Here is a 24,354-nt window from a genome sequence, read left to right on the forward strand (position 1 = left end):
TCTAAGTATATTGGCGCGCGTTCGGCGTTCGAGGCAAGCGATGATCGAGTTTGGAGATTTGGCGTGGAGGGCCAGGATTTGCGCGGGATAACCATGGGGCGCCTGCGCACGCTTTACGACAAAATCTGGGACGCGCATGCGGTCGCGGAGGATGATGGCGAGACTTTGCTTTATATCGACCTGCATTTGCTCCACGAGGTGACCTCGCCGCAGGCGTTTGCCGGGATGATCGCTGCGGGGCGGCCGGTGCGGCGCCCCGAGCGGGCGCTGGCGTTATCCGATCATAATGTGCCGACCGTCGGTCAGGCACAGGGGCCCGCCGGCGTCGCCGACGCCGAGGCGCGCGCGCAACTCGAGGCGCTGGTCAGCAATACGCGGCGCTTCGGGATCGAAAATTTCCCGATGGGCGATCCGCGTGGTGGCATCGTCCATGTGGTCGGCCCCGAGCAGGGACGATCGCAGCCGGGGATGACGATCGTCTGCGGTGACAGCCACACGTCGACGCACGGCGCTTTTGGGGCGCTCGCGTTCGGGATCGGCACGTCGGAGGTCGAGCATACGCTTGCGACGCAGACGATCCGCCAGCGCCGGTCGCTCAACATGCGCGTTACCGTCGACGGGCTGCTAGCACCGCACGTCCATGCAAAGGATCTCGCGCTACACCTGCTCGGCGTGGTCGGTGTCGACGGGGCGGCAGGGCATGTCATCGAATATGCCGGCGAAGCCGTCCGCGCGCTGTCGATGGAGGCGCGGATGACATTGTGCAACCTCAGCATCGAGATGGGCGCGCGCGCAGGACTGGTCGCGCCTGATACGACGACATTTGCCTATCTGGAGGGGCGGCCCGCGGTGCCGACGGGACCTGATTGGGACACGGCGACCGCGCGCTGGCAGGCGCTGGGGAGTGACGACGAAGCGGTATTCGACCGTGAGTTTTGGGTCGACGCACGCGACGTCCAGCCGATGGTAAGCTGGGGTACCAACCCTTCGCAAGTCGTCGCGATCGATGGATATATCCCCGATCCGGCGGCGCTGACGGACGTCGATGCGCGCATGGTTGCCGGACGCGCGCTGGCCTATATGGACTTGGTGCCCGGCACGCCTGTCGCCGGGCTGCGGCTCGACCGCGTGTTCATCGGCAGCTGCACGAATAGCCGGATCGAAGACCTGCGCGTGGTTGTGGAGGTCGTGCGCGGCCGCCGCGTGGCACCGCACGTTCGGGCGATGGTCGTTCCGGGATCGGGGCTGGTGAAAAGACAGGCCGAGGAAGAGGGGATCGACCGCGTGCTGCGCGATGCGGGTTTCGACTGGCGCGAACCCGGCTGCTCGATGTGCGTCGGCATGAACGCCGACCGGCTGCAGCCCGGCGAACGCTGCGCCGCGACGTCGAACCGCAATTTCGAAAACAGGCAGGGGCGCGGTGGACGGACCCACCTGATGAGCCCCGCGCTGGCTGCGGCGAGTGCGATTGCGGGCTGCATCGCGGCCCCCGAAATGCCGGGTTAGAGTGCTGCTTCGAATCGTGCGATCGCGTCGGCGTGGCGCAGCGTGCGGCCGATATCGTCGAGACCTTCCATCAGGATGCGGCGATCGCCAGCATTGATGTCGAAATCGATCGCCTCGCCCGAAGCGAGGAGGATTTTTCGGGCTTCGAGGTCGACTTCGATCGGCCCATATTGCGCGAGAGCGATCTCGTCACGCAGGCGCGCGCATATTTCGTCCGGCAAGCGGATCAGTAGCAGGCTGTTCTTGCGTGCATTAGCGGAAAATATGTCGCCGAAACTCGGTGCGATGACGCAGCGGATACCGAAGTCGGTCAGCGCCCACACAGCATGCTCGCGCGACGAGCCGCAACCGAAATTGCGGTCGGCGATCAGGACTTGGGCGTTGCGGCAAACGGGACCATTGAGGATGAAATCGCTGCGTTCGCTGCCATCCTCGGCAAAGCGCAGCTCTTGAAACAGATGTTTTCCCAGCCCCGTCCGAGTGAGTGCCTTCATATATTGCGCCGGGATGATCATGTCTGTGTCGACATTGGCGAGCGGCAGCGGAACCGCGACTGCATTGATTCGAACAAATTTCTGCACACTGCCTCCATTAACTTAGTATTCTAAGTAAATATGGGGATCGATCTTGTCCAACATAATCGCGGGGTTGGGATGACGCCGCGATGCAAGATGGCGATGAAGATAGTTGCCGCGCGAATCTTCGCGTCCTAAGGTTCGCACTTGCGCAGGTCGGCGCCCGACGCCGGGGACCGCGACAGGGGAACAGGATTTGGCAAAGAAATCACAGGATTACCGGCATCCCGCCGAATATTACACCGATCCTGAAAACAGCATCGGTTATCTGGCGCGCGTCGTCTTCCGATCCTTTTCGCGGCTGCTCGAGCGCCGCACGCTGACGCATGATGTGTCGGCGGGACAGTGGCGGTTCCTCCGCCAGCTGTGGCGCGAAGATGGGATCACCCAGCGCGAACTCAGCGAACGCGTCGGGATGCGCGAGCCTACGACGGTAGTCGCACTGAAGGGACTCGAAAAGGCCGGACTGATCACGCGCAAGAAAACGACCGACGACCGCCGTAAGACCTTCATCCACCTGACTCCGCACGCCAAGAAGCTCGAACTGATCCTTGCGCCGATGAATGCCGAGATTCACGAGATCGCGACCAAGGGCATGACCGACGAGGAGGTCGAGGTGCTGCAGGGGCTGATGCGCCGCGTCATCGACAATCTCGGCGATGAGACGCGCAAGCTGGCGGTGCTGTCCGACATCAAGGCTTGATCGCTTGCAATTTGCCGATCATCCGAACAATAGGTTAGTATTCTAACTATATTGCCCGGAGGGAATATGACCAGCATCGCCGTTATCGTGGGCAGCACGCGCGAGGGATCGTTCAACCGCGCACTGGGCGAGCTCGCCGCGGGCCGCCTCGAATCTCGAGGCGCGAACGTGACGCGGGTCGACCTCGCGGCGTTCGATCTACCGCTCTATTCGGCGGCGCTGGAGGCGAATGCATTTCCGCCCGATGCTTTGAAGCTCAAGGCGCTGTTCGCCGCACAGGACGGGCTGCTGTTCGTCTCGCCCGAGTATAATGGCTCGCTTTCGCCCCTGCTCAAGAACGCGATCGACTGGGCATCGCGCCCGACCGGCGACGAGAGTCTTGTCGCGCTCACCGCCTATCGCGGCAAGCCGGCGGCGATCATGTCGGCATCGATCAGCCCCTTCGGCGGGCTACGCGGGCTGATGCACTTGCGCCAGATCTTGTCGACGATCCAGATGCTGGTGATCCCCGAACAGGTCGTGGTGCCGAACGCGCACGCGGCGTTTGCCGAGGATGGCAGTTTGAAGGAGGCGCTGCCGGCGTCGCTCGTCGAGATGACGGCCGGACGGTTGATCGCCGTCGCAAAGGCGCTGACGGCTTAAGCGCCGCGCCGCCGTGGCGCCGGGACGTCGCGGACGATATTGTCGCCCCAGTCGGCCTCGAGCGCGGCAAGCAGTGCATCGAACTTGTCCTGCCCGAGCACCGCGGCGATTTGCGTGGTGAGCGCGTCCATCGAACGCTGTGCATCCTTGCGCATACGGGCGCCGAGATCGGTCAGCGAGACGATCATGTGGCGGCGGTCGGCGGGGTCGACCTCCAACTGCACGATGCCGAGCTTCACCATCTGGTTGATCGTGCTGTGGATCGCCTGCCGCGAGACGCCGAGGTTGCGGGCGATGTCCGACGGGCGCACGATGCCGCTGACGATATTGGTCATCACCATCGATTGCGGACGGTTGACGTCGGGCCAGCCATGATCGTGGAGCCGCGCCTGCAGCCCTTCGTCGAGCCAGCAGAAACGCTGGAAAAGGGCGATGATAAGCTGATTCGTGCGCATATGACGCTTTGATTTGCCCCTGGTGCCCGCGGAGTGCCGACGGCGCCACGCTAGAAGAGCGAGACGGGCGAAGCAAGGCAGAGCGGCGTTGCAAAGGCAAAATGCTTAGTATACTATCTATTGCAACGAGAATGGAGAGAGGGCCGCATGGACGGGTTGATGCAGAATGTGCCGCTGACGGTCGACCGGATCATCGATCATGCCGCCAACTGGCACGGCGCGCGCGAGATCGTGTCGCGCGATGCCGAGGGGCGCGTCGCGCGGTCGACCTATGCCGATGTCCACGCCGACGCAAAGCGCGTGTCGAACGCGCTCGCCGCGGAAGGAATCAAGCCCGGCGACCGCGTCGCGACGATGGCGTGGAACGGCGCGCGGCACCTCGCGGCCTGGTATGGAGCCGCGGGGATGGGGGCGGTGCTCCACACACTCAACCCGCGGCTGTTCCTCGAACAGATTGCCTATATCGCGAACCATGCCGGCGACCGGCTGTTAATTGCCGACCCGGCGATCGCCGACCTCGTCGAGGAACTGTTGCCGCAAGTGCCGTCGATCGAAAAGGTGATCTTTTTCTGCGATCGCGCTTCATTGCCGCAGACGAGCTTTGAGGCGGTCGCCTTTGACGACTGGATCGCGGGACAGTCGGCGGAATATCACTGGGGCGCCTTCGAAGAAAATGCCGCCTGCGGGCTTTGCTACACCAGCGGCACCACGGGCAATCCCAAGGGGGTGCTCTATTCGCATCGCTCCAATTACATCCACGCGCTGATGACGCTGCAGCGGGACGCGCTTGCACTTTCGGCGCGCGACACGGTGCTGCTTGTCGTGCCGATGTATCACGCCAACGCGTGGGGCGTCGTCTATTCGGCGCCCGCGGTCGGCGCGAAGCTGGTGCTGCCGGGGCAGCGGATGGACGGCGAATCCATCTATAATCTGATCGAGCAGGAGGGCGTCACCTATTCCGCCGCCGTGCCAACCGTGTGGCAAATGTTGCTGCAATATATGCAGGAAAACAGCAAACGCTTCACGACATTGGAGCGCGTGACGATCGGCGGATCGGCGTGCCCCGAATCGATCATTCGCACCTTCCGCGATGATTATAGCGTCGACGTCATCCAGGGCTGGGGCATGACCGAAACCTCGCCGCTCGGCACCGTGTCGGTGCCCAATGCGTCGGTTGCTGCGAAGTCCGATGCCGAGCAGATGGCCTATAAGCTGAAGCAAGGCCGGCTGCTCTGCGGGCTCGAAATGAAGCTGGTCGACGATTCCGGCAATCGCCTGCCGCATGACGGCAAGACGCCGGGACGGCTGATGGTGAAGGGGCCGACGATCGCGGGTGCTTATTATGGCGGCGAGGGCGGCGAGGTGCTCGACAGTGAGGGGTTTTTCGACACCGGCGACGTCAGTACGATCGATGCCGAAGGCTATATGCAGATCACCGACCGCGCCAAGGACGTGGTAAAGTCGGGCGGCGAGTGGATCAGCTCGATCGAGATCGAGAATATCGCGATGGGGCACGATGCGGTCGCCAATGCCGCCGTCGTCGGTGTCGCGCACCCGAAATGGGACGAACGGCCGATCCTGCTGTGCCAGCTCAATGCAGGGGCGAGCGCCTGCGCCGACGATCTCAAATCCTATCTTGAGGGCAAAATCGCAAAATGGTGGATGCCCGACGATGTGCTCTTCGTCGAAGAAATCCCGCTCGGCCCAACGGGAAAGATCGACAAGAAAGCCATTCGCGCGGGGCTAGAGGGGTATGAATTGCCCTTCGACGCCACACGCTGATACCAACGAAAACAGGAGAGACAATGATGGACCCGAACGGGATCGAGGGACTGGGCGCGCAATTTATCGGGCGTGGGTCGCCGACGGCGCCGCGCATTCAGGCGGGCGGGCACCCGTGTCAGGGCATCTACTGGACGGAAAGCGGCAAGCGTCCGAAGATCGCGATCATTGCGACCCACTATAATGTCGATTTCTCCGAACATTATATCGCCCCCTATTTCGCGCGGCAGGGCTTTGGTTTCCTTGGCTGGAACACGCGCTATCGCGGGTTCGAAGATCAGTTCCTGCTCGAACATGCGGTGCTCGATATCGGCGTCGGCATGAAATGGCTGAAAGAAGAGGCCGGGGTAGAGCAGATCGTCATCCTTGGCAATTCGGGCGGCGGGTCGCTGATGGGTGCTTATCAGGCCGAGGCGATCGCGCCGACGCTGACCGACCGACTGCCGGCGGTGGGTCAGGATGCGCTGGCACAGATGATCAAGGGTGATCTCTACATCAGCTTCAACGCGCATCAGGGGCGTCCCGAAGTGCTGACCGACTGGATGGACGCGTCGGTGATCGACGAGAATGACCCGACGCTGGCCGATCCCGAACTCGATCCGTTCAACCTCGACAATGGGCCGCCCTATTCGGACGCCTTCATCACAAAATATCGCGCCGCGCAGCGCGCCCGCAACCAGCGCATCACCGACTGGGCAAAGGCCGAGCTCAAGCGTCTGAACGATGCGGGCATCCCCGACCGCATCTTTCCGATGTTTCGTTGCTGGGGCGATATCCGCTGCGTCGATCCGGCGATCGACCCGTCGGACCGCAAGCCCAACTGGTGCTATCGCGGCGACCCCGCGACCGCGAACCGCACCCCGAGTATCGGCCGCGCCAATACGATCAAGACGTGGCTCAATATGTGGAGCCTCGAAACCTCGCCGTGCCAGGGCCAACCGCATCTCGCGAAGCACGATACCCCTGCACTAGTCGTGCAGGGGCTGGCCGATACGGGCGTCTTCCCAAGCGATGCGCGCAAGATTTTCGACTTTCTCGGCTCGACCGACAAAAAGATCGAACTGATCCCCGGCGCGCATTATTTCGAGGATTCGATTGAAGAGCGCCAGAATGCCGCCGATCTTGTTGGCGCTTGGATACGGGAGAAGCTCTAGCGTGACGGCCGACGCCGACATAGTCGCAGAATTGCGGGCCGCCCGGCTGGTGGGCGAGGGCGATGTCGTCCTTGAACCGCTAACCGGCGGCGTGTCATGCGACGTCTGGAAGGTCGAGACGCCGTTGGGCCCGATCGTCGTCAAGCGTCCGCTGCCGCGACTGCGTGTCGCCGCTGAATGGCTGGCTCCGGTCGAGCGCGGAGTCAGCGAGGTCCGCTGGCTCCGCCGCGCACGCGGCGTCGACCCCCGCCTCGCGCCCGAGGTGTTGGCCGAACTGCCAACGGGTCATGCTTTCGCGATGCGCTTCCTACCCGGCTGCCCGGTCTGGAAGGACGAGCTGATGGCGGGCCGCGTCGACATCGACTTTGCTACACAGGTGGGGCAGGGCATCGCTGCGGTTCATGCCGCGACCGCGCATAGCGAAACCGACCGCGCTGCCTTCCCTAACGACGAGATGTTCCGCGCGCTGCGCGTCGATCCTTTTCTGCTTTATGTTGCGCGGCATGACGCCGTCTTGGCGTCGGCCCTGATCGCGCTCGCCGACGATCTGGTGTCGCGCAAGATCGCGCTCGTCCACGGCGACGTCAGCCCCAAGAATATCCTTGTCGGCCCCGACGGGCCCGTGTTCCTTGACGCAGAGTGCGCCGCTTACGGCGATCCAGCGTTCGATCTCTCTTTCTGCACGACGCATTTGTTGATCAAGGCGGTGTGGCTGGACGATGCGCGATTGACGCAAGCCGCGACGGCGCTCGTCGATGCGTATCGGGCGGGGATCGACTGGGAAGACGCCGGCGGACTGCTGCTCCGCGCCGGCAAGCTGACCGCGGCGCTGCTGCTCGCCCGGGTCGAGGGCAAGTCGCCCGCGCCCTATCTGACCGATCCCGAACATAAGCGCTTTGTGTGCGACCAGGCGCGCGAACTGATCCTTGCGTCGCAGCCACTCGACGCGCTGGTGACCAACTGGAAAAGGACCCTTACATGACTTCGCGTATCGCCTCCGTCACCGGCCGCCAGATATGGGATTCGCGCGGCCGGCCCACCGTCGAGGCCGAGGTCGTACTCGAATCGGGCGCCGTCGGCCGCGCCATCGCGCCTGCAGGCGCCTCGCGCGGGGCGCATGAGGCGATCGACCTGCGCGACGGCGGGTGGGCGTTCGGCGGCTTTGGCGTCAATCGTGCGGTCGCGGGGATCGGCGCCGAGATCGCGGGGGCGGTCGCGGGCATGGATGCACGCGAACAGGCGACAGTCGACGCCGCGCTCTGCGCGCTCGACGGGACGCTGAACAAGGGGCGGCTGGGCGCCAATGCCGTGGTTGCGGTGTCGATGGCGGTTCTGCATGTGGCGGCGTCCGATGCGCGTGAGCCGCTCTGGCGCTATCTCGCCAACGGTCAAAAAGTCCACATTCCGCTCCCCGAAATCCAGATTTTCGGTGGCGGCGCGCATGCCGGGCGGCGCACCGATGTACAGGATTTCATGATCATGTGCCCGAAGGCGGGAAGCTTCCGCCGCGCGCTCGAGATCACCGACGATGTCTATCGCGCTGCGGGCAGGCTGATGGAAGCGAAGGGGCCACTGTCGGGGGTCGCCGACGAAGGCGGCTGGTGGCCGAATTTCGCGTCGAACGAGGATGCGCTGGATACGCTGACGAAGGCGATTGAGGCGAGCGGGCACCGCGCGGGCGAGGATGTCTTCATCTCGCTGGATATCGCCGCGAACGAGCTGGGCGATGCCGATGGCTATCATCTCGCGCTCGACGACCGGCGGCTGTCGGGCGAGGAAATGGCGGCGCGCATTATCGAATGGACCAGGGCTTATCCGATCCTGTCGGTCGAGGATCCGGCAGGGCAGGACGACTGGACGACGATGGCGGCGGTGACTGCCGCGATCGGCGAGCACGTCCAGATCATCGGCGACGATGTCCTCGTCACCAACGCCGCGAGGGTCGAACGAGCGGGCGATGCCGGGGTGTGCAATGCCGCGCTGATCAAGGTCAATCAAGTCGGCACCGTCACCGAAGCGAAGGCCTCACTCGACGCCGCGGTCGCACGCGGCTGGGGCGCCATCGTCTCGGCGCGCTCGGGCGAGAGCGAGGATGTCACTATCGCGCACCTCGCGACGGGCTGGAACGCTGGGCAGTTGAAGGTGGGCAGCTTCACGCGGTCCGAACGCATGGCGAAGTGGAATGAGATGCTGCGGATCGAAGAAGCGATGGGCGGCGACGCCGTGTTCGCGGGCTTCTCGGCCTTTGCGGGATCGATAGGGGCCGTGCACGCATGATCGCGCTCCACGCCCGCCCGAGCCCCGGTTTCCGTGAGGCGGTCGATGCGGTGTTCGGCCCCGGCGTTGTCGTACATGTCGACGAGGCTGCCCCCCTCGATGACGTGACGGCAGAGATCACCGCGCTGCTTCATGTCCTCACTCCGGTCACGCCTGAATTCATCGCCTCGGCGCCGAAATTGAAGCTGATCCAGAAACTCGGCGTCGGTGTGAACACCATCGCGCTCGATGCCGCTCGCGACCACGGCGTTGCCGTCTGCAACATGCCGGGCACGAACAGCCAGGCGGTCGCCGAAATGGCGCTGGCGCTGATGATGGCGGCGCTGCGCCGTACCTGCTTCTTCGACGCGCGCACGCGGGCGGGCGAAGGATGGACCGCCGATCCGTCCGAACTCGACAGCGTCGGGGAGATCGGGGGGCGGACCGTGGGACTCGTAGGGTTCGGCAATTCGGCGCAACTGCTTGCGCCGGTGCTCGCGGCGCTCGGGGCGAAGGTCGTCTATACCGCGCGCAATCGCCGCGATGGCCCCTATGAATATCGGCCATTCAATGATTTGATCGCCGAAGCCGATATCGTTTCGCTGCATATCCCGCTCACCGATGAGACCCGCGCTAGCGTCGATCCGTTCGCGATGAAGAAGGGCGCCGTGCTGGTGAACACCGCGAGGGGCGAACTCGTCGATCAGGCGCAACTCGTTGCGGCATTGACCTCGGGCCATCTGCGCGGTGCCGGGCTCGATGTCTTCGCAGAAGAACCTCTGCCGCGCGGCAATCCGTTGCTCGGCCTGCCGGGCGTCGTCCTCGCGCCGCATATCGCGTGGCTGACGCCCGAAACGCTGGTGCGCAGCCTGACGGTTGCGCATGAAAATTGCCGCCGTCTGGTGGCGGGGGAAACCCTTCTTCATCAGGTGGTCTAATGTCGATTCCTATCGTTTTGATTACAGGTCAGCTTTTGACCAAAGCCGTATGGCAGCCGCTGCTCGACGCATGGACCGATCGGGAGGTGATCGTCGCCGACAATCAAAGTGACGACACGATCGAGGGTTTTGCGCAGCGCCTGCTCGACAATGCGCCGCCGAAGTTCATCCTGATCGCGCACGCGATGGGGGGCTTCGTCGCCTTCGAGGTCATGCGCCGCGCGCCCGAACGCGTTGCCAAGCTGGCGCTGATTTCGACGCTCGCCTCGGCCGACGGCCCGGCGCAGACCGCGCGGCGGCAGGGCTATATCGACCTCGTTGAAAGCGGCCGGTTCGATCAGGTGGTCGAGGAACGCATCCCAATTCTCTTTCCCGAGGAAAAGCGCCGCGACGAGCGCCTTCTCGGCATTGCGCGGCAGATGGCGGCTGATACCGGCGCCGATACCTTCCTTACGCAGCAGCGCGCGATCATGGCACGCATCGACAGCCGCCCGCGGCTCGGCGAGATAAGGGTGCCGACCTTGCTGATATGGGGCGAGAAGGACGGCATCACCAGCCGCGCGCACCATGACGAGATTTTGGACGCGATTGCGGGGGCGCGGCTTGAAGTGATTCCCGGCGCCGGGCATCTGCCGACGGTTGAGGCGCCGGAATTGGTCTTGGCGCTGCTGACCGAGTTTATCGACGAATTAGGTTAGCTCCGCCCGCACCAGCGCCGTCCCGTCGACCATGGCCTTCAGCTTCGCCTGCGAATGTTCGCGGCTGTGATATTTCATCCCGCAATCGGGCGCGATCCACAGCCGCTCGGCGTCGACATAGCGCAGCGCCTCGCGAATGCGCCCAGCGACAACCTCTGGCGTTTCGATCTCGGGGATCGACAGGTCGAGCACGCCATACATGATCGTCTTGGTCGGCAATTCGGCGAGGATCGCGGGGTCTAGCCCCGGCTGCGCCGCCTCGATCGAGATCACGTCGATCGACGACGCTTCGAGTTCGGCGAGGAAATCATAGGCCTTGGGTTTCGGCCCCGTTGCCCCTGCGCCGTGATGCACCATAGCATAACCGAAACAGATATGCAGCGCGGTCGTCCCGCCTACCCCGTCGAGCGCGCGGTTTATCGCCTCGATCGCATAGCTGTTCGCCTCTGCCGCGCGTGCCTGCAAATAGGGTTCGTCGAGCTGGACGACGTCGACGCCCGCCGCGAACAGATCCTTCACCTCGGCATTGACCGCATCGGCATAGTCCATCGCGAGCGACCGTGCGTCGGGATAATAGCCATTCTCGGCCTGTTGCGTCATCGTGAACGGGCCGGGCAGGGTGAGCTTCACCGGCTTGGTCGAATGGCGGCGGAGGAAGGCGGCATCCTGCGCCTCGATCGGGGCGACGCGGCGGATCGGGCCGGAAACGAGCGGCACCGGATTGGCGTTGCCGGTGCGGTCTATCGCGGTGCCGTGCTTCTCGCGGTCGATTCCGGATAGCGCGGTCGCGAGGCGGTTCGAATAGCTTTCCCGGCGCATTTCGCCGTCGCCGACGATGTCGATGCCAAGCTCTTCCTGATCGCGAATCGCCATCAGCGTCGCCGCTTCCTGTGCGTCGGCGAGCCATGGTTCTGGGATGCGCCACAGCGTTTCGGCGCGGACGCGCGGGGGCAGGCTGGCCTTCAGCCGCTTGCGGTCGATCAGCCAGTCAGGCTGGGGGTAGCTTCCGACGATGGTTGTCGGCAGGATGGGGTGGTCGAACAAGGCCATTCCTCTCGATTTTTGGACTGGTCAAGCATTTGCTTAGTATTCTATCTAATTCAAGTCGAAACGACGGTTGGGAGAGCAAAATGATCGATCTGGAGGCCATCCGGACGCTGGCGGATATTCCGGCGGCGCAGGCGTGCGTGCGGGGGCAGGCGACCGCAGTGAAGTTCGGGGAACGCGAGACGAGCTTTGCCGAGCTCGATGCGCGTTCCAACCGTGTCGCGCATGCCCTGATCGCCGCGGGGCTCGCGGCTGGCGACCGCGTTTCGGCGCTGACCAAGAACCACGACAGCTGGTATCCGCTTTTCTTCGGCACGGCGCGCGCGCGCGCCTGTTTCGCGCCCATCAACTGCCGCCTTGCGCCTGCCGAGATCGGCTTCATCCTGGGCGATGCGGGGCCGAAACTGCTGTTCGTCGGCGAGGATTTCTTCGACTGTGCGCTGGCTGCGGTCGCCGATCTGGCTGTGCCGCCCCGGTTGATCGCACTGTACGGCGCGCATCCCGCGTTCGAACCCTTCGAGACCTGGCTGGGCGAGGCACCCGACGCTCCGCTCGCCGACCCGCCGCAACTCACCGACGATGTGCTCCAGCTCTACACCAGCGGCACGACCGGCCTGCCGAAGGGCGTCGTGCTCACCAACGCCAACTACCGCACTTTCCTCGAAGCCGCGACCGAGGTCGACGGCTTTGCCTATGGTGAGGACGAGACGGTGATGATCGTCATGCCCTTGTTCCACGTCGCGGGCACGAATGTCAGCTTCTCGGGGCTCGCGCAGGGCGGGCGGCTGGTCCTCGTCAAGGATTTCACCGCCGCCGACGCGGTACGCATGATGCGCGAGGACAATGTCGCGCACGCCTTCCTTGCGCCCGCGATGATCCAGATGATGCTACTCCAGCCGGCTGCCAATAGTGGCGCATATCCTGCGCTCAAGTCGATCGCCTACGGGGCTTCGCCGATCGCCGAGGATGTCCTGCGCCGCGCGCGCGCGACCTTCGGCTGCGATTTCGTGCAATTCTACGGCATGACCGAGTCGGCCGGCGGCGGTTCCTATCTGTCGCCGAACGCGCATGATCTGCCGGGCAAGCTCACCTCGTGCGGCAAGCCCTGGCCCGGCGCCGCGATGGCGATCCTCGATGGGGAGGGGGCAGAGCTTGGCGACGGCGAGATCGGCGAAATCGCGATCTCCGGCGGCATCGTGATGAAGGGCTATTGGAACCGCGCCGCAGCGACCGAAGAGACGCTTGCGGGCGGCTGGCTCCACACAGGCGATGTCGGTTATCGCGATGTCGACGGCTTCTATTACGTCCACGACCGCATCAAGGACATGATCGTGTCGGGCGGCGAGAATGTCTATCCGGCCGAGGTCGAAAGTGCGATCATGGGCTGCCCCGGCGTCGCCGACGTCGCGGTGATCGGGGTTCCGGACGACAAATGGGGCGAAAGCGTGAAGGCGCTAATCGTGCCTGCGGCGGGCACCACGCTAGACCCTGACGATATCGTCGCCTGGGCGCGCGAAAGGATCGCAGCATACAAGATCCCCAAGAGCGTCGAGTTCATCGATGCGTTGCCGCGCAACCCCTCGGGCAAGGTGCTCCGCCGCGAATTGCGCGCTCCTTATTGGGAAGGCCGCGTCCGGGCGGTGGGGTAGAATGTCGGCTTAGGGTGGGGAGCGGACATAGCCCTCTCCCCTTCAGGGGAGAGGGTTGGGAGAGGGGGCGGAAGCAGTTCAAGCCCCTCTCAACTGCGGCTAGCCGGTAAAAACCGGCAAACCTTCTTATCTCTCCCCTGAAGGGGAGAGAGCAAATCCTTCAACGGCAACTATCGGTCGCTAGCCGTCGTTCTATCGATATTCGTCATTCCCGCGAAAGCGGGAACCCAGTGTGGAATCAGCCTAAGCACGCTCTGGGTCCCCGCTTTCGCGGGGATGACGAAGTAAGGGGATCGGCCGCTTCGGGTCGTTTTCGGACATTCGGGCGTCAATCGCCCTTCACCGCCGCATGGTTGGCGTCGCCGAACATGTTCGACCATTCTTTGTCGTCGAGCATCTGGTGCCGGCCGACATATTTCGCCGGGGGTTTCAGATCCTCGCGCGCCATCGCCCGCGCAACCGCGGGCCGTTCGCTTATGCGCTCGAACCACGCGCGCATCGCGGGCCATTCGTCGAGGCCCATTCCCATGACGAAGGCCGAGGCGCGGCCGGGCCAGATTGCCATGTCGGCGATACTATAGTCTTCGCCCGCAACATAAGCGCTCTTCTCCAGCCTGTTTTCTAGCACGGTGAGCAAGCGATTCAATTCCTTGGTGTAGCGCGCGGTCGCATAATCCTGCCCCGCCGGCGCGTAGCGCAGGAAATGGCTCGCCTGCCCGCCCATCGGGCCCAGTCCGGCGACCTGCCAAGTCAACCACGACAAGGTCGCCGCACGCGCCGCGCCCGGTGCGGGCAGGAAGCGACCGCTTTTTTCGGCAAGATATTGCAGGATCGCGCCCGATTCAAAAACGGTTATCGGATCGCCGCCACCCGCCGGGTCTTGATCGACGATCGCGGGCAGCTTGTGGTTCGGATTGACCCGCCCGAACTCAACCGTCAGTTGGTCACCATCGAAGATGTCATAGGGAATGACGCGGTACGGCTCGCCGATTTCCTCGAGCATGATCGCGATCTTTTGTCCGTTCGGGGTCGCCGAATAATGAAGGTCGATCATCTCACAGCACCTCGTGGATCACATGGCGCACCCCGAAATCGGTACGCTCGCCGACGCCGACCGCGAGCACGCCGTTGAGCCAGCCATATTTTGCGCTCGCGGTTTCGAAGACCGGCGCGATTCGCAAATAATAGCGCGACGGGTCCGCGTCGGGCACAGCGGGGTCGACGAACGTCGCACGCACGTCATCGGGAATGATGTTACGTCCGGTGTAGCTCAGATAGATCAGCTCGCCGTCGTCGGTCTGCCATACCGCGCGGGCATCGAAGGTGCCGACCGAAGCGGCATCGCCGAGCCGCCCGGCACGCGACCAATTGCCGCCGCCCGGCAACACTATACCGTTGATACGAGGTCCGAAAAAGCGGCCGCCGCTGATGTAGCCCAACCGCTGATCACCGAAGGGCGACGCGCCGATGCCGACAATGCCGCCGCCCACCTCGAACTCGACGGTGCACAGATGGCGTGTCGCCAGCGCGGCGGGCATATCATGCGAATTTTCTTCGTTCATCGTGCGAATCCTCTTCCAGCCTATGGACAAGCATAAAACCATTAGTATACTAAGGGTCAATCAGATTGACGGATCGGAAGGCTTTCCGGGACCGCGACAACAAGCTCTATGGGAGGGTGAAGATGAAGGCGCATAACCAGTTCCTGCTGTCCGGCGTGGCCGCGATCGCAATGCTTGCCAATGCCGCACCGGCGATGGCGCAGGCGGCCTCCGCCGACACGGCGGACATCGACGACAGCAACACCAACGAAATCATCGTCACCGCGCAAAAGCGCGAGCAGAGCCTGCAGGACGTGCCGATTTCGATGGAAGTTGTCAGCGGCGCCAAGCTCGCCGAATTCAACACCAGCGATATCAAGGCGGTGATGAACTACACGCCGAACGTCTTTGTCCAGTCGACCGCAGGCAACGACGTCATCTATATTCGCGGTTTCGGTTCGCCGCCGGCGAACTTCGCTTTCGACCAGTCGGTCTCGCTCTATGTTGACGGCATCTATGCCGGCCGCAACCGGCAGGCGCAGGCGCCCTTCTTCGATCTCGCGCGCGTCGAAGTGCTGCGCGGCCCGCAAGGCGCCTTGTTCGGCAAAAATACTGCGGCGGGCGCGGTCAGCGTCGTTTCGGCGGGTCCGACGAAGGATTTCGAAGGCGCGATCACCGGCCTTTATAATTTCGACCATAAGGGCACCGATTTCTCGGGCTATCTGTCGGGGCCGATCAGCGACACGCTCGGCGCGCGCTTTGCGTACAAGATCGTCAATCAGGATGGCTATATCTACAACCGTGCGACCGATCATGACGATCCCGAAATCAAGTCGCAGTTGCTGCGCCTGACCGTCAAATGGGAGCCGTCGGACGATTTCGACTATACGGCGAAGGTAGAGTACGGGAACCGCGAAGTGATCGGCGGCATCACCGTGTCGAGCCCGCTGACCAGCGGACAGGATCCGCAGACGACGCGCTATGTGGAACGCGCGGCGCTCGGCGACGAGGGCAACAAGAACAAGTCGGTGATGATCTCGGGCGTCGGCAACCTCGCGCTCGGCGATTTCACGCTGACCTCGGTGACCGGCTACAGCTGGTTCAAGTCGAAGATCGTCAACGGGTTCGACCAGACGATCCCGAACAGCGGCGGCGCCTTTGTTCCGAACTCGGTGTATAACGCCTTCCCCGAACGTTTCGACCAGATTTCCCAGGAAATCCGCATCCTGTCGCCGACGGGCAAGACCCTCGAATTCATCGCGGGCGCCTATTACGACAAGTCCGACTATACGCTGGAGCAATATCAGGGCTTCAACATCGCAAGCCTGAACTATTTCGGCCGTATCGACAGCATCTTCCGGCAAAAGGCCGAATCCTGGTCGGTGTTCGGCCAGGCGACCTTCAACATCAGTGATGCGTTCCGCGCGATCGGCAGCCTGCGTTACAGCCACACAAAGAAGGACGGCGATTTCGCGGCAAGGCTCGTCTATGGCCCCTTCGCGCTGCGTCCGATCTCGAGTGCGACGGGTTCGATCAGCGAGGGCAATGTCGATCCGTCGGTGACGCTGCAATATGATATCGCGCCGCGGATCATGGTCTATGCGACGTGGGGCCGCGGGTCGAAATCGGGTGGCTTCGTGTCGAACACGCTTGGCACCGTCGATAGCACCTTCACCTTCGAACCCGAACGTTCGGAGAATTTCGAGGCCGGCATCAAGTCGACATTGTTCGACGGCAAGGTTGTCGCGAATCTCTCGGCCTATCACACCAAGTTCAAGGATCTGCAGGTCTCGGTCTATCAGCCCGCAACCTCGAGCTATCTGACCGGCAATGCCGCCGCCGCGACGTCGAAGGGGCTCGAAGGATCGCTCAGCATCTTCCCGATCCCCAATTTCGACATCAGCGCGTCGGCCGCCTATGCCGATATCAAATATGACGATTATCCGGGCGCGGCCTGCCTGGCTTCACAGATTGGCTGCACCCCGGCAACGAATAATCTGGCCGGTTATCCCGTCGCTTACTCGTCGAAGTACACCGGCAGCGTCACTGCACACGCCCGCTTCGACCTGTCGAGCGATCTGAAATTCGACATCACCGGCGTCGCGTCGGCGCGGTCGAAATATTTCAACTCGGACAACCAGAGCCCGATCTTTGGGGTGCAGAACGGCTATGCAAAGCTCGACCTGCGCGTCCAACTCGCCGATCAGGACGACAGCTGGCACGTCGCGCTTGTCGGCAAGAATCTGACCAACGAAAAGACGATCGGCAGCGCATTCAACCTGCCGTCGCCGATCACCGCGACGCCGCGCGCGATCCTCTATCTCGAACCCACCCGCAATATTTCGGTCGAGGCCGGGATCAAGTTCTAGGTTCGAATATGATGTCCCAGGGATCGGCCGCGATCGACGCTTTCCTCGACAGGGAAGCGGCGGCCGCGGTCGTGACCTGTTATGCGAGCGCGCTCGATGCGCGCGACTGGAGCGCTTACCGCGCGCTCTTCACCGACGAGATCGCGATCGATTATGGTTCGATCGGTTCGATCGTCGCGACGGTACCCGCCGACGAATGGACCAGCCGCTGCAAGGCGCTCGAAGGCTTCGACGCGACCGCGCACCAACTGCATAATATCGTCCCGGCGATCGATGGGGACTGCGCGACTGTGACGAGCATCGTCGATGCCGTTCATGTCGTCGGGGTCGAGGACCGCGCTTTGCTCGGCGACCTGATCGGCCGCTATACGCACCGGCTGGTGCGGCGGGACGGGTGGAAGATCGCGGGCGTGACGTTGACCGTCGTCGCCTATCCTGCCGGTAAAGAGGCGTTCGACGCCGCTTTCGCCGCCGCGCGTGCCAATTTTGCCGAGGGAAAAGCCGCATGATCGACGTCTATTTCACGCCCACGCCCAACGGCCACAAGGTCTCGATCATGCTCGAAGAGGTGGGGCTGCCGCACCAGCTTCTCGCGATGAACATGCTCGAGGGCGATCATCTGACGCCCGAATATCGGCGGATCAACCCGAACGGCCGCCTGCCCGCGATCGTCGATCACGACCCCATCGGCGGCGGGGCGCCGCTGCCGATATTCGAGTCCGGCGCGATCCTGCTCTATCTGGCCGAAAAGAGCGGCCAGCTTCTCCCCGAAAGCCCGCGGCGGCGCAGTCAGGCGCAGCAATGGCTGATGTGGCAGATGGCGAGTTTCGGTCCGATGCAGGGTCAGGCGCATCACTTCATCCGCTACGCGCCCGAAGGGCAGACCTATCCGGTGGAGCGTTATCGCAACGAGACGCTGCGGCTGCTCCATGTCTTCAATGGCCGTCTGAATGAGGCCGATTATCTCGCTGAAGAATATAGCATCGCCGACATCGCTGCCTGGCCATGGACGCGCGCGATCCGGGCGATCGGCCTGACGCTCGACGATTACCCGGCCGTCGCCGATTGGTTTGCGCGGATCGGCGAACGGCCCGCGGTGATGGCGGGAACCGACGTCAAGAATGCGGCAAACCTGTCGAGTGCGCGCCCAGTGCTGACCGAGGAACAATGGTCCAATTTGTTTGGCAAGAATATGCTGGACGCGCCGACGCGGTGAACCAACCCGTCCTTGCGAGGAGCGGAGCGACGCGGCAATCCCCAGTTCGCGGCCGTAGGCTAAGCTCGAAGGCTGGAGATTGCTTCACTTCGCTCGCAATGACGACGGGATGTCACACTGTGTTGGCATGGCCCCACTGATATTCGACCTTGCCCTCAAGCCGCCGCACAGCAACCCAGTCGCCCCCCGCGAGCCTGTCGTCCTCGATGAGCATAGCCACCGCGCCCGCAATATCCTCCGGAATGCACGCCTCGTTGTTCGCGAGAACGGTCTTCATCCACTCGGATTTGCCGCCCGTACCCGTCGTGTCGAGGATCGGCGTGTCGACCAACCCCGGAAGCATCCCCGCGACGCGGACATTGCATTCGTCCTTCAATCCGGCGCAGCAGCGCGTGAACATCATCACCGCCGCCTTGGTCGTCGCATACATCGCATCGTAAAACCCGGTGCCGAGCGCGACGGTCGACACGGTGTTGATGATCACCCCACCACCGCGCTTTTTCATTGCCTGCACCGCGATCTGCGTCGCCGCGACGAGCGAGGTGATGTTGACGTCGATGATCCAGCGGATGCGCGCGGCATCGACGTCTGGAAATTGCGGCAGGCCCGAAACGACGCCGGCATTATTGTGCAATATGTCGACGTCGCCATGCGCCTGAAACCAAGCCTCGGTCGCGGGAATGTCCGACAGATCCGGCGTGTGGACGCTCGCCCGTGCGCCCGCAGCCGCTACCAGCCGCGCCGTCTCGGCGAGCCCCGCTTCGTTGACGTCGACCAGCGCGATCTCGGCTGCGCCGCGGCTCGCCAGCATCACCGCGGTTGCGCGGCCGATGCCGCCCGCCGCGCCCGTCACAATGGCGGTTTTGCCGTTGATATCCATCTCTTCTCTCCCGTCGATCTTGTCGTTACCGTAAAGCACATTGACAGATAAACTTAAATATCTAAGTATTTTTCGCACGAGAAGACTCGCGCATATCCGGGGAGAGTTATGACAGACGCCACCGCCCTCAATGGAGGCGCCGCCGCGTCCGACAGCGGCCTTTCGCTGCGTCGCAACGCCGCGCTCGTGATGCTGTTCGTGGTCGGCACGATCAACTTCGTCGACCGCCAACTGCTCTCGGTGCTGGTCGAACCGATCCGCGCCGAGATGGATTTCAGCGACACCCAGTTCGGCCTGCTCACCGGCCTCGCCTTCGCGCTCTTCTATGCCGCGATGGGGGTTCCCGTCGCGATGGTCGCCGACCGTTGGAACCGCGTCAAGCTGATCGGCATCGCGTGCGTGGTGTGGAGCGGATTCACCGCGGCGTGCGGCTTTGCATCGAATTTCTGGCAGCTTGCGCTGATGCGTTTCGGCGTCGGTGCAGGGGAGGCTGGCGGCACCGCCCCGTCGTTGTCGGTCATCGCCGATTATTATCCGCCGGCGCAGCGTCCGCTCGCGATCGGCATCTTCACCTGCAACGGCCCCTTTGGCGTCTTCGTTGGCGCGGCGTTCGGCGCGTGGGCGGCGGCGAACATCGGCTGGCGCAACGCGTTCGTCGTGATCGGCATCGTCGGCATTTTGGTTGCGCCCCTGCTGATCTGGCTGGTGCGCGAACCCGCGCGCGGGGCGATGGATACGCACAAGCCCGCCGACGAGGCGCTGCCCTTCAGCCAGAGCCTCGCGATGTTCATCCGCCGTCCGTCACTCCGCATGGTGATGATCGGCAGCGGGCTCGCCGCCTTCGTCAGCTATGGGATGCTCAACTGGATCCCCGCCTTCCTGATGCGCACGCAGAAGATGCCATTGGAAGCGATGGCGACCTGGTTCGCGCCCGCTGCGGGCATCACATTCGGCATTGGCATTCTCGGCGGCGGCTGGCTCGTCAGCCACCGCGCCAAGACGTCGGCGCGCGCTTATGGCACGATCCCTGCTCTCGCAACCGCGCTGCTGATCCCGACCTTCATCGCGGCATTGCTCGTCGACACGTGGCAGCTGTCGCTCGCGCTGATGCTCGTGCCGATGGCGGCTTGCACCGCCTATGTCGCGCCCGCCCTGGCGCTGGTGCAGAACCTCACCCCACCGCGCAGCCGCGCGACCGCCGCCGCGGTGCTGATGCTGATGTTCAATATCATCGGCCTCGGCCTTGGCCCATTGTTCGCGGGGATCGTCAGTGACGCTCTGAAAGATACGCATGGCGTCGACAGCCTGCGCTGGGCGCTGATGGCGCTGATGCCCTTCGCTGCCGCCGCGGGGATCGCCCAATATGCGATGACGCGACACCTCGAAAAGGACTTCGCCGAATGACCGACGTCGCAGGCAAAACCGCCTTCATCACCGGCGGCGCGAGCGGGCTCGGGCTCGCAACCGCCAAAGCGCTCGCCGCGAAGGGGGCATCGGTGATCCTCGCCGATATCGACGCAGTGGGCGCCGAAAATGCAGCGGCGGGGCTGCGAAGCGACGGCGCGAACGCGCTTGGCCTCCAACTCGACGTGACGAGCGAAGACAGCTGGGCCGACGCGGGCGCCAAGGCGCGCGAATTCGGCCCGGTGCGCATCCTGTTCAGCAACGCGGGCGTCGGCGGCGGATCGGGGCCGTTCGAGCAATATGACACCGACGTCTGGCGCTGGAACTACGCCGTCAACGCGCATGCGCAACTTTATGCCTGCCGCACCTTCCTCGGCGACATGAAGGCGAGCGGCGAGCCGAGTCACCTCGTCATCACCTCGTCGATGGTCGCGATCGTGCCGCCGCCGATTTCGGTCGCCTATATCAGCTCGAAATATGCGACGCTCGGCATTGCGATGGCGCTGCGCAACGAACTGGCCGCAACCTGCGTCGACATATCGGTCCTGATGCCCGGCATGTCGGCGACGCGGATCGTCGAGACGACGCGCGACCTGCGCCCCGTCGAAAACGAGGTCGGTACGGCGGCGGCGACCAGCCAAGCGATGCAGGGTGTGCTTGCAGGCGGGATGGACCCCGCCAAGGTCGGTGCGCATGTCGTCGCCGCGATCGAGGCCGGCGATTACTGGATTTTCACCCACCCTGAATGGAAGGCGATGGCCGAACTGGTGACGCAGGATATGCTGTCGTCCTTTGGCCCTTCTGCCGATCCGGATTACCAGGGCGACGATATCGACGGGCTGATCGCCGCCAATGGCGGCCGGATGTTCGGCGCGAAAAAATAGGAGAGAGACATGGCTGAGCAGGACGACATCCGCGCAATGGCGCAGCGTTTTTTCGACGCAATCGAGGCGGGCGATATCGAGACGATGCAGGGCAGCTTCAACCCCGATGCCGAGATCTGGCACAACACCGACGAGCTGATCGTCACCCCGGCGCAGACCGCGGCGACGCTGACCGGCATGGTCGCGCGGATCAAGGACCGCGAATATGCCGACCGCCGACTGACCACCTTCCCCGGCGGCTTCGTCCAGCAGCATGTCCTGAAGGGCGTGCGCGTCCATGACGAAGGCCCGGTCCGTCTGCCCTGCGCGATCATCTGCAAGGTCGCGAACGGCAAGATCACGCGCCTCGACGAATATTTCGACAGCGCGCACGTCGCCGAATTCCGCAAATTTGCAAACGCCTGAGGAGCCCATCATGCCCGTCTTGCGCCAGGTTCCCCGCTCGGAAGTCACCGACGAAACCGTCCTCGCCTATTACAACCGCCTGTTCGGCGACCGTGACCCCGTCGCCGAGCCCGGTACCGCGACCGGCACGCCGGGCGACTGGTGGACGGTGTTCGCACTGTCGCCCGACATCTTCGAACATGCAGTCAAGGGTTTCGCCGTATACCGCAACCCGGCGCGCACGATCGACCCGGTGCTGCGCGAGCTTGGCCAGACCCGCGCGGGCTGGGTCAAGGGCAGCCAATTCGTCTTTTCGCAGCATTGCAAGTCGCTCCGCGGCCTCGGCGTCAGCGAAGAGAAGATCGCCGCCATTGCGCACTGGCAGGTCGCCGACTGCTATGACGAGCAGGAACGCACGGTGCTCGCCTATGCCGACTGCCTCGCGCAGGCGGGCGGGCGCGTCCCGCTGGAGGTGTTCGACAAACTCAAGACCTTTTGGAACGACGAGCAGATTTTCGAATTCACCTACATCACCTGCCTGTACGATATGCACGCGGTGATCACCCGCGCGCTGCGCATGGAATATGACGCGCGCGAAGACCCGATCGTCGAGATCGCCGCGCCCGAAGGCTTTAGCGCTGCCGACTTTCTCAGCGCCCCGCGTCCAGCGGGCGGATGAGCGTTTACGGCGTCCCCGAGGTCGTCGCGACGGGCCTTCGTTTCCCCGAAGGTCCCGTGCCGATGCCCGACGGGTCGGTACTGCTGGTCGAGATCGCGCGTGGCACGCTGACGCGCGTCGCGCTCGACGGCAGCCTGTCGGTGGTCGCCGAACTTGGCGGCGGACCAAATGGCCTCGCAATCGACCCCGATGGCGCGGCCTATGTCTGCAACAATGGCGGGTTCGAGTGGATCGAGGCGGGCAGCTTGCTGTTTCCCGGCCACGCCGCGCATGCCGGGGCGTGCGGGTCGATCCAGCGCGTCGACCTCACTACCGGCGCGGTGACGACACTCTACGACAGCTTCGAGGGTGAGCGGCTCAAGGGGCCGAACGACATTGTCTTCGACGCCGCCGGCGGCTTCTGGTTCACCGACCACGGGCAGGTGCGCGACACCGGCCGCGATCATGGTGCCATCTATTATGCGGCGGCCGACGGATCGAAGATCAGCCGCCAACGCGCCGACATGATGGGGCCGAACGGGATCGGCCTGTCGCCCGATGGCGCGACGCTCTATGTCAGCGAGACGATGACGGCGCGCGTCTGGGCGATGGATGTGGTTGCGCCGGGCGAGCTGGCGCCGCCGCCGCCGTGGGCGCCCGGCCGCTTCGTCGGCACCCCGCCCGCCTTTCGCCTGCTCGACAGCATGGCCATCGAGGAGAGCGGACGCATCTGCGTCGGCACGATGGTCGAGGGCGGGATTACGATTTTCGACCCCGATGGCGGCGGTTCGGAGTTCGTGCCACTGCCGGATGTCGGGATCACGAACATCGCCTTCGGCGGCGCCGATCGGCGCGATGCGTATATCACCGCATCGACCACCGGGACGCTATACCGCGTGCGCTGGCCGCGGCGCGGAACGAAGTCGCATTAACTGTCAACTTAATTGACGATTAGAGCATTTGATGCTAGAAAAGACTCAAGGAAGAGGATGGGCATGAAATTTTATAACTCCATCGGCCCCAATCCGCGCGTCGTGACGATGTTCATGGCCGAAAAGGGTATCGAGATCCCCAAGGTCACAATCGACCTGCGCGGCGGCGAGAACCGGCGTGCCCCCTATTGCACCGACGTCAATCCGTCGGGTCAGACGCCGGCACTCGAACTCGACGATGGCAGTTTCCTTTGTGAGATCACCGCAATCTGCGAATATCTGGAAGAACGCTTCCCCGAACCGCCGCTCATCGGCACGACCGCCGAAGAACGGGCGAACACGCGCATGTGGACGCGCCGCGTCGACATCAAGATCTGCGAGCCGCTGACCAATGGATTTCGCTATTCCGACGGCCTGCCTTTGTTCGAGCCGCGGATGCGTTGCCTGCCCGAAGCCGCGGCGGGTCTGAAGGCGGTCGCGCAGGACGGCGTCCGCTGGCTCGACCCGCTGATCGCGGACCGCGACTATATCGCCGGCGACACATTGTCGCTCGCCGACCTGCTGCTCTTCGCATTCCTCGATTTCGGCGTGTCGGTCGGTCAACCGATCGACCCCGAGAACATCAATGTCGCGCGCTGGTACGAGCGGATGAAAAGTCGCCCCAGCGCCAATGTAAACTGA

General features: G+C 63.7%; 25 protein-coding genes. 19 read left to right on the forward strand and 6 right to left on the reverse strand.

The genetic code is table 11. The annotated features are described in order from the left end of the window. The first annotated feature begins 93 nt into the window (after window positions 1-93). Window positions 94-1,506 (forward strand): 3-isopropylmalate dehydratase large subunit, encoded by a 1,413-nt coding sequence (gene leuC / locus SKP52_RS05910; RefSeq protein WP_039572778.1) that lies wholly within the window; start codon window positions 94-96, stop codon window positions 1,504-1,506. Here leuC and leuD read toward each other — a convergent pair. After that, entirely contained in the window at window positions 1,503-2,087 is a 585-nt protein-coding gene (gene leuD / locus SKP52_RS05915; RefSeq protein ID WP_039572781.1) for a 3-isopropylmalate dehydratase small subunit, read from the reverse strand. The genes leuC and leuD overlap by 4 nt on opposite strands. A gap of 190 nt (window positions 2,088-2,277) precedes the next feature. On the opposite strand from leuD, the gene SKP52_RS05920 reads away from it, so the two are divergent. Then, the gene (locus SKP52_RS05920; RefSeq protein ID WP_039572783.1) at window positions 2,278-2,784 is read left to right on the forward strand and encodes a MarR family winged helix-turn-helix transcriptional regulator; all 507 of its coding nucleotides are present in this window, start codon (window positions 2,278-2,280) and stop codon (window positions 2,782-2,784) included. 66 nt (window positions 2,785-2,850) lie between these two features. Further along, window positions 2,851-3,426 carry an NADPH-dependent FMN reductase gene (locus SKP52_RS05925; RefSeq protein WP_039572785.1) on the forward strand — a complete coding sequence of 192 codons (576 nt, stop codon included), beginning with the start codon at window positions 2,851-2,853 and terminating at the stop codon, window positions 3,424-3,426. Here SKP52_RS05925 and SKP52_RS05930 read toward each other — a convergent pair. Beyond that, the gene (locus SKP52_RS05930) at window positions 3,423-3,881 is read right to left on the reverse strand and encodes a MarR family winged helix-turn-helix transcriptional regulator (RefSeq protein WP_039572788.1); all 459 of its coding nucleotides are present in this window, start codon (window positions 3,879-3,881) and stop codon (window positions 3,423-3,425) included. The two genes, SKP52_RS05925 and SKP52_RS05930, sit on opposite strands and share 4 nt — an antisense overlap. Window positions 3,882-4,028: 147 nt before the next feature. Here SKP52_RS05930 and SKP52_RS05935 point away from each other — a divergent pair, with 147 nt between their 5' ends. Genes SKP52_RS05935 through SKP52_RS05960 form a run of 6 tightly spaced genes read left to right on the forward strand, consistent with a single transcriptional unit; the run spans window position 4,029 to window position 10,709 of the window. Further along, a complete protein-coding gene (locus SKP52_RS05935) occupies window positions 4,029-5,663 on the forward strand; it encodes a long-chain-fatty-acid--CoA ligase (protein WP_039572790.1) in 1,635 nt (544 codons plus the stop codon). Between the two features lie 23 nt (window positions 5,664-5,686). Then, window positions 5,687-6,817, forward strand: coding sequence for an alpha/beta hydrolase family protein (locus tag SKP52_RS05940; protein WP_228383842.1), 1,131 nt, complete (start codon window positions 5,687-5,689; stop codon window positions 6,815-6,817). 1 nt (window position 6,818) lies between these two features. Continuing rightward, a complete protein-coding gene (locus SKP52_RS05945) occupies window positions 6,819-7,799 on the forward strand; it encodes a phosphotransferase family protein (RefSeq protein WP_228383843.1) in 981 nt (326 codons plus the stop codon). Further along, the gene (eno, locus tag SKP52_RS05950) at window positions 7,796-9,094 is read left to right on the forward strand and encodes a phosphopyruvate hydratase (RefSeq protein ID WP_039572797.1); all 1,299 of its coding nucleotides are present in this window, start codon (window positions 7,796-7,798) and stop codon (window positions 9,092-9,094) included. Before SKP52_RS05945 ends, eno begins: the two co-directional genes overlap by 4 nt. Further along, the gene (locus tag SKP52_RS05955) at window positions 9,091-10,011 is read left to right on the forward strand and encodes an NAD(P)-dependent oxidoreductase (protein ID WP_039572800.1); all 921 of its coding nucleotides are present in this window, start codon (window positions 9,091-9,093) and stop codon (window positions 10,009-10,011) included. The genes eno and SKP52_RS05955 overlap by 4 nt, the downstream gene beginning before the upstream one ends. Before the next feature lie 35 nt (window positions 10,012-10,046). Beyond that, complete coding sequence (locus SKP52_RS05960) at window positions 10,047-10,709, forward strand: alpha/beta fold hydrolase (RefSeq protein WP_160292368.1); 663 nt, start codon at window positions 10,047-10,049, stop codon at window positions 10,707-10,709. On the opposite strand, the gene SKP52_RS05965 is transcribed toward SKP52_RS05960, so the two are convergent. Then, window positions 10,701-11,759, reverse strand: a complete 1,059-nt coding sequence (locus SKP52_RS05965) for a 5-methyltetrahydropteroyltriglutamate--homocysteine methyltransferase (protein WP_039572803.1) — start codon at window positions 11,757-11,759, stop codon at window positions 10,701-10,703. The two genes, SKP52_RS05960 and SKP52_RS05965, sit on opposite strands and share 9 nt — an antisense overlap. Before the next feature lie 80 nt (window positions 11,760-11,839). Here SKP52_RS05965 and SKP52_RS05970 point away from each other — a divergent pair, with 80 nt between their 5' ends. After that, window positions 11,840-13,405, forward strand: coding sequence for a long-chain-fatty-acid--CoA ligase (locus tag SKP52_RS05970; RefSeq protein ID WP_039572806.1), 1,566 nt, complete (start codon window positions 11,840-11,842; stop codon window positions 13,403-13,405). Window positions 13,406-13,733: 328 nt separating this feature from the next. Here SKP52_RS05970 and SKP52_RS05975 read toward each other — a convergent pair whose 3' ends face one another. Both SKP52_RS05975 and SKP52_RS05980 read right to left on the reverse strand, forming a co-directional pair. Next, on the reverse strand, window positions 13,734-14,459 hold the full coding sequence (locus tag SKP52_RS05975; protein ID WP_039572810.1) for a glutathione binding-like protein: 726 nt from the start codon (window positions 14,457-14,459) through the stop codon (window positions 13,734-13,736). Between the two features lies 1 nt (window position 14,460). Then, the gene (locus tag SKP52_RS05980; RefSeq protein ID WP_052207896.1) at window positions 14,461-14,967 is read right to left on the reverse strand and encodes a DUF3237 domain-containing protein; all 507 of its coding nucleotides are present in this window, start codon (window positions 14,965-14,967) and stop codon (window positions 14,461-14,463) included. A gap of 122 nt (window positions 14,968-15,089) precedes the next feature. On the opposite strand from SKP52_RS05980, the gene SKP52_RS05985 reads away from it, so the two are divergent. Genes SKP52_RS05985 through SKP52_RS05995 form a run of 3 tightly spaced genes read left to right on the forward strand, consistent with a single transcriptional unit; the run spans window position 15,090 to window position 18,531 of the window. Continuing rightward, a complete protein-coding gene (locus tag SKP52_RS05985) occupies window positions 15,090-17,315 on the forward strand; it encodes a TonB-dependent receptor (RefSeq protein ID WP_148309038.1) in 2,226 nt (741 codons plus the stop codon). 8 nt (window positions 17,316-17,323) lie between these two features. Next, window positions 17,324-17,824: a nuclear transport factor 2 family protein gene (locus SKP52_RS05990; protein WP_052207899.1), complete on the forward strand. Its 501-nt coding sequence runs from the start codon at window positions 17,324-17,326 to the stop codon at window positions 17,822-17,824. Continuing rightward, the gene (locus SKP52_RS05995; RefSeq protein ID WP_039572814.1) at window positions 17,821-18,531 is read left to right on the forward strand and encodes a glutathione S-transferase N-terminal domain-containing protein; all 711 of its coding nucleotides are present in this window, start codon (window positions 17,821-17,823) and stop codon (window positions 18,529-18,531) included. The genes SKP52_RS05990 and SKP52_RS05995 overlap by 4 nt, the downstream gene beginning before the upstream one ends. A 112-nt stretch (window positions 18,532-18,643) precedes the next feature. Here SKP52_RS05995 and SKP52_RS06000 read toward each other — a convergent pair whose 3' ends face one another. Then, complete coding sequence (locus tag SKP52_RS06000) at window positions 18,644-19,411, reverse strand: SDR family NAD(P)-dependent oxidoreductase (RefSeq protein ID WP_039572816.1); 768 nt, start codon at window positions 19,409-19,411, stop codon at window positions 18,644-18,646. 108 nt (window positions 19,412-19,519) lie between these two features. Between SKP52_RS06000 and SKP52_RS06005 the strand changes: the two genes are divergently transcribed. The 6 genes from SKP52_RS06005 to SKP52_RS06030 all read left to right on the forward strand — a co-directional run bounded on the left by SKP52_RS06005 (window position 19,520) and on the right by SKP52_RS06030 (window position 24,354). After that, window positions 19,520-20,815 (forward strand): spinster family MFS transporter, encoded by a 1,296-nt coding sequence (locus SKP52_RS06005; protein ID WP_052207900.1) that lies wholly within the window; start codon window positions 19,520-19,522, stop codon window positions 20,813-20,815. Further along, window positions 20,812-21,699: an SDR family NAD(P)-dependent oxidoreductase gene (locus tag SKP52_RS06010; RefSeq protein WP_052207902.1), complete on the forward strand. Its 888-nt coding sequence runs from the start codon at window positions 20,812-20,814 to the stop codon at window positions 21,697-21,699. The genes SKP52_RS06005 and SKP52_RS06010 overlap by 4 nt, the downstream gene beginning before the upstream one ends. A 9-nt stretch (window positions 21,700-21,708) precedes the next feature. Then, window positions 21,709-22,104 (forward strand): nuclear transport factor 2 family protein, encoded by a 396-nt coding sequence (locus tag SKP52_RS06015; protein ID WP_039572818.1) that lies wholly within the window; start codon window positions 21,709-21,711, stop codon window positions 22,102-22,104. Between the two features lie 10 nt (window positions 22,105-22,114). Then, a complete protein-coding gene (locus tag SKP52_RS06020) occupies window positions 22,115-22,762 on the forward strand; it encodes a carboxymuconolactone decarboxylase family protein (RefSeq protein WP_039572820.1) in 648 nt (215 codons plus the stop codon). Further along, window positions 22,759-23,673, forward strand: a complete 915-nt coding sequence (locus tag SKP52_RS06025; RefSeq protein WP_039572822.1) for an SMP-30/gluconolactonase/LRE family protein — start codon at window positions 22,759-22,761, stop codon at window positions 23,671-23,673. Before SKP52_RS06020 ends, SKP52_RS06025 begins: the two co-directional genes overlap by 4 nt. Before the next feature lie 63 nt (window positions 23,674-23,736). After that, a complete protein-coding gene (locus SKP52_RS06030) occupies window positions 23,737-24,354 on the forward strand; it encodes a glutathione S-transferase family protein (protein ID WP_039580053.1) in 618 nt (205 codons plus the stop codon).

The organism is Sphingopyxis fribergensis, assembly GCF_000803645.1.
Lineage (GTDB): Bacteria > Pseudomonadota > Alphaproteobacteria > Sphingomonadales > Sphingomonadaceae > Sphingopyxis > Sphingopyxis fribergensis.

What these genes read in the sequence shown, in the direction of transcription:
- SKP52_RS06025 (WP_039572822.1), top strand. Translation starts at nt 22,759, where the DNA reads ATGAGCGTTTACGGCGTCCCCGAGGTCGTCGCGACGGGCCTTCGTTTC.
- SKP52_RS05970 (WP_039572806.1), top strand. Translation starts at nt 11,840, where the DNA reads ATGATCGATCTGGAGGCCATCCGGACGCTGGCGGATATTCCGGCGGCG.
- SKP52_RS06020 (WP_039572820.1), top strand. Translation starts at nt 22,115, where the DNA reads ATGCCCGTCTTGCGCCAGGTTCCCCGCTCGGAAGTCACCGACGAAACC.
- SKP52_RS05935 (WP_039572790.1), top strand. Translation starts at nt 4,029, where the DNA reads ATGGACGGGTTGATGCAGAATGTGCCGCTGACGGTCGACCGGATCATC.
- SKP52_RS05930 (WP_039572788.1), bottom strand. Translation starts at nt 3,881, where the DNA reads ATGCGCACGAATCAGCTTATCATCGCCCTTTTCCAGCGTTTCTGCTGG.
- SKP52_RS06000 (WP_039572816.1), bottom strand. Translation starts at nt 19,411, where the DNA reads ATGGATATCAACGGCAAAACCGCCATTGTGACGGGCGCGGCGGGCGGC.
- SKP52_RS05995 (WP_039572814.1), top strand. Translation starts at nt 17,821, where the DNA reads ATGATCGACGTCTATTTCACGCCCACGCCCAACGGCCACAAGGTCTCG.
- leuC (WP_039572778.1), top strand. Translation starts at nt 94, where the DNA reads ATGGGGCGCCTGCGCACGCTTTACGACAAAATCTGGGACGCGCATGCG.
- SKP52_RS05925 (WP_039572785.1), top strand. Translation starts at nt 2,851, where the DNA reads ATGACCAGCATCGCCGTTATCGTGGGCAGCACGCGCGAGGGATCGTTC.
- eno (WP_039572797.1), top strand. Translation starts at nt 7,796, where the DNA reads ATGACTTCGCGTATCGCCTCCGTCACCGGCCGCCAGATATGGGATTCG.
- SKP52_RS06005 (WP_052207900.1), top strand. Translation starts at nt 19,520, where the DNA reads ATGACAGACGCCACCGCCCTCAATGGAGGCGCCGCCGCGTCCGACAGC.
- SKP52_RS05980 (WP_052207896.1), bottom strand. Translation starts at nt 14,967, where the DNA reads ATGAACGAAGAAAATTCGCATGATATGCCCGCCGCGCTGGCGACACGC.
- SKP52_RS06015 (WP_039572818.1), top strand. Translation starts at nt 21,709, where the DNA reads ATGGCTGAGCAGGACGACATCCGCGCAATGGCGCAGCGTTTTTTCGAC.
- SKP52_RS05965 (WP_039572803.1), bottom strand. Translation starts at nt 11,759, where the DNA reads ATGGCCTTGTTCGACCACCCCATCCTGCCGACAACCATCGTCGGAAGC.
- SKP52_RS06030 (WP_039580053.1), top strand. Translation starts at nt 23,737, where the DNA reads ATGAAATTTTATAACTCCATCGGCCCCAATCCGCGCGTCGTGACGATG.
- SKP52_RS05990 (WP_052207899.1), top strand. Translation starts at nt 17,324, where the DNA reads ATGATGTCCCAGGGATCGGCCGCGATCGACGCTTTCCTCGACAGGGAA.
- SKP52_RS05955 (WP_039572800.1), top strand. Translation starts at nt 9,091, where the DNA reads ATGATCGCGCTCCACGCCCGCCCGAGCCCCGGTTTCCGTGAGGCGGTC.
- SKP52_RS06010 (WP_052207902.1), top strand. Translation starts at nt 20,812, where the DNA reads ATGACCGACGTCGCAGGCAAAACCGCCTTCATCACCGGCGGCGCGAGC.
- SKP52_RS05940 (WP_228383842.1), top strand. Translation starts at nt 5,687, where the DNA reads ATGATGGACCCGAACGGGATCGAGGGACTGGGCGCGCAATTTATCGGG.
- SKP52_RS05975 (WP_039572810.1), bottom strand. Translation starts at nt 14,459, where the DNA reads ATGATCGACCTTCATTATTCGGCGACCCCGAACGGACAAAAGATCGCG.
- SKP52_RS05985 (WP_148309038.1), top strand. Translation starts at nt 15,090, where the DNA reads ATGAAGGCGCATAACCAGTTCCTGCTGTCCGGCGTGGCCGCGATCGCA.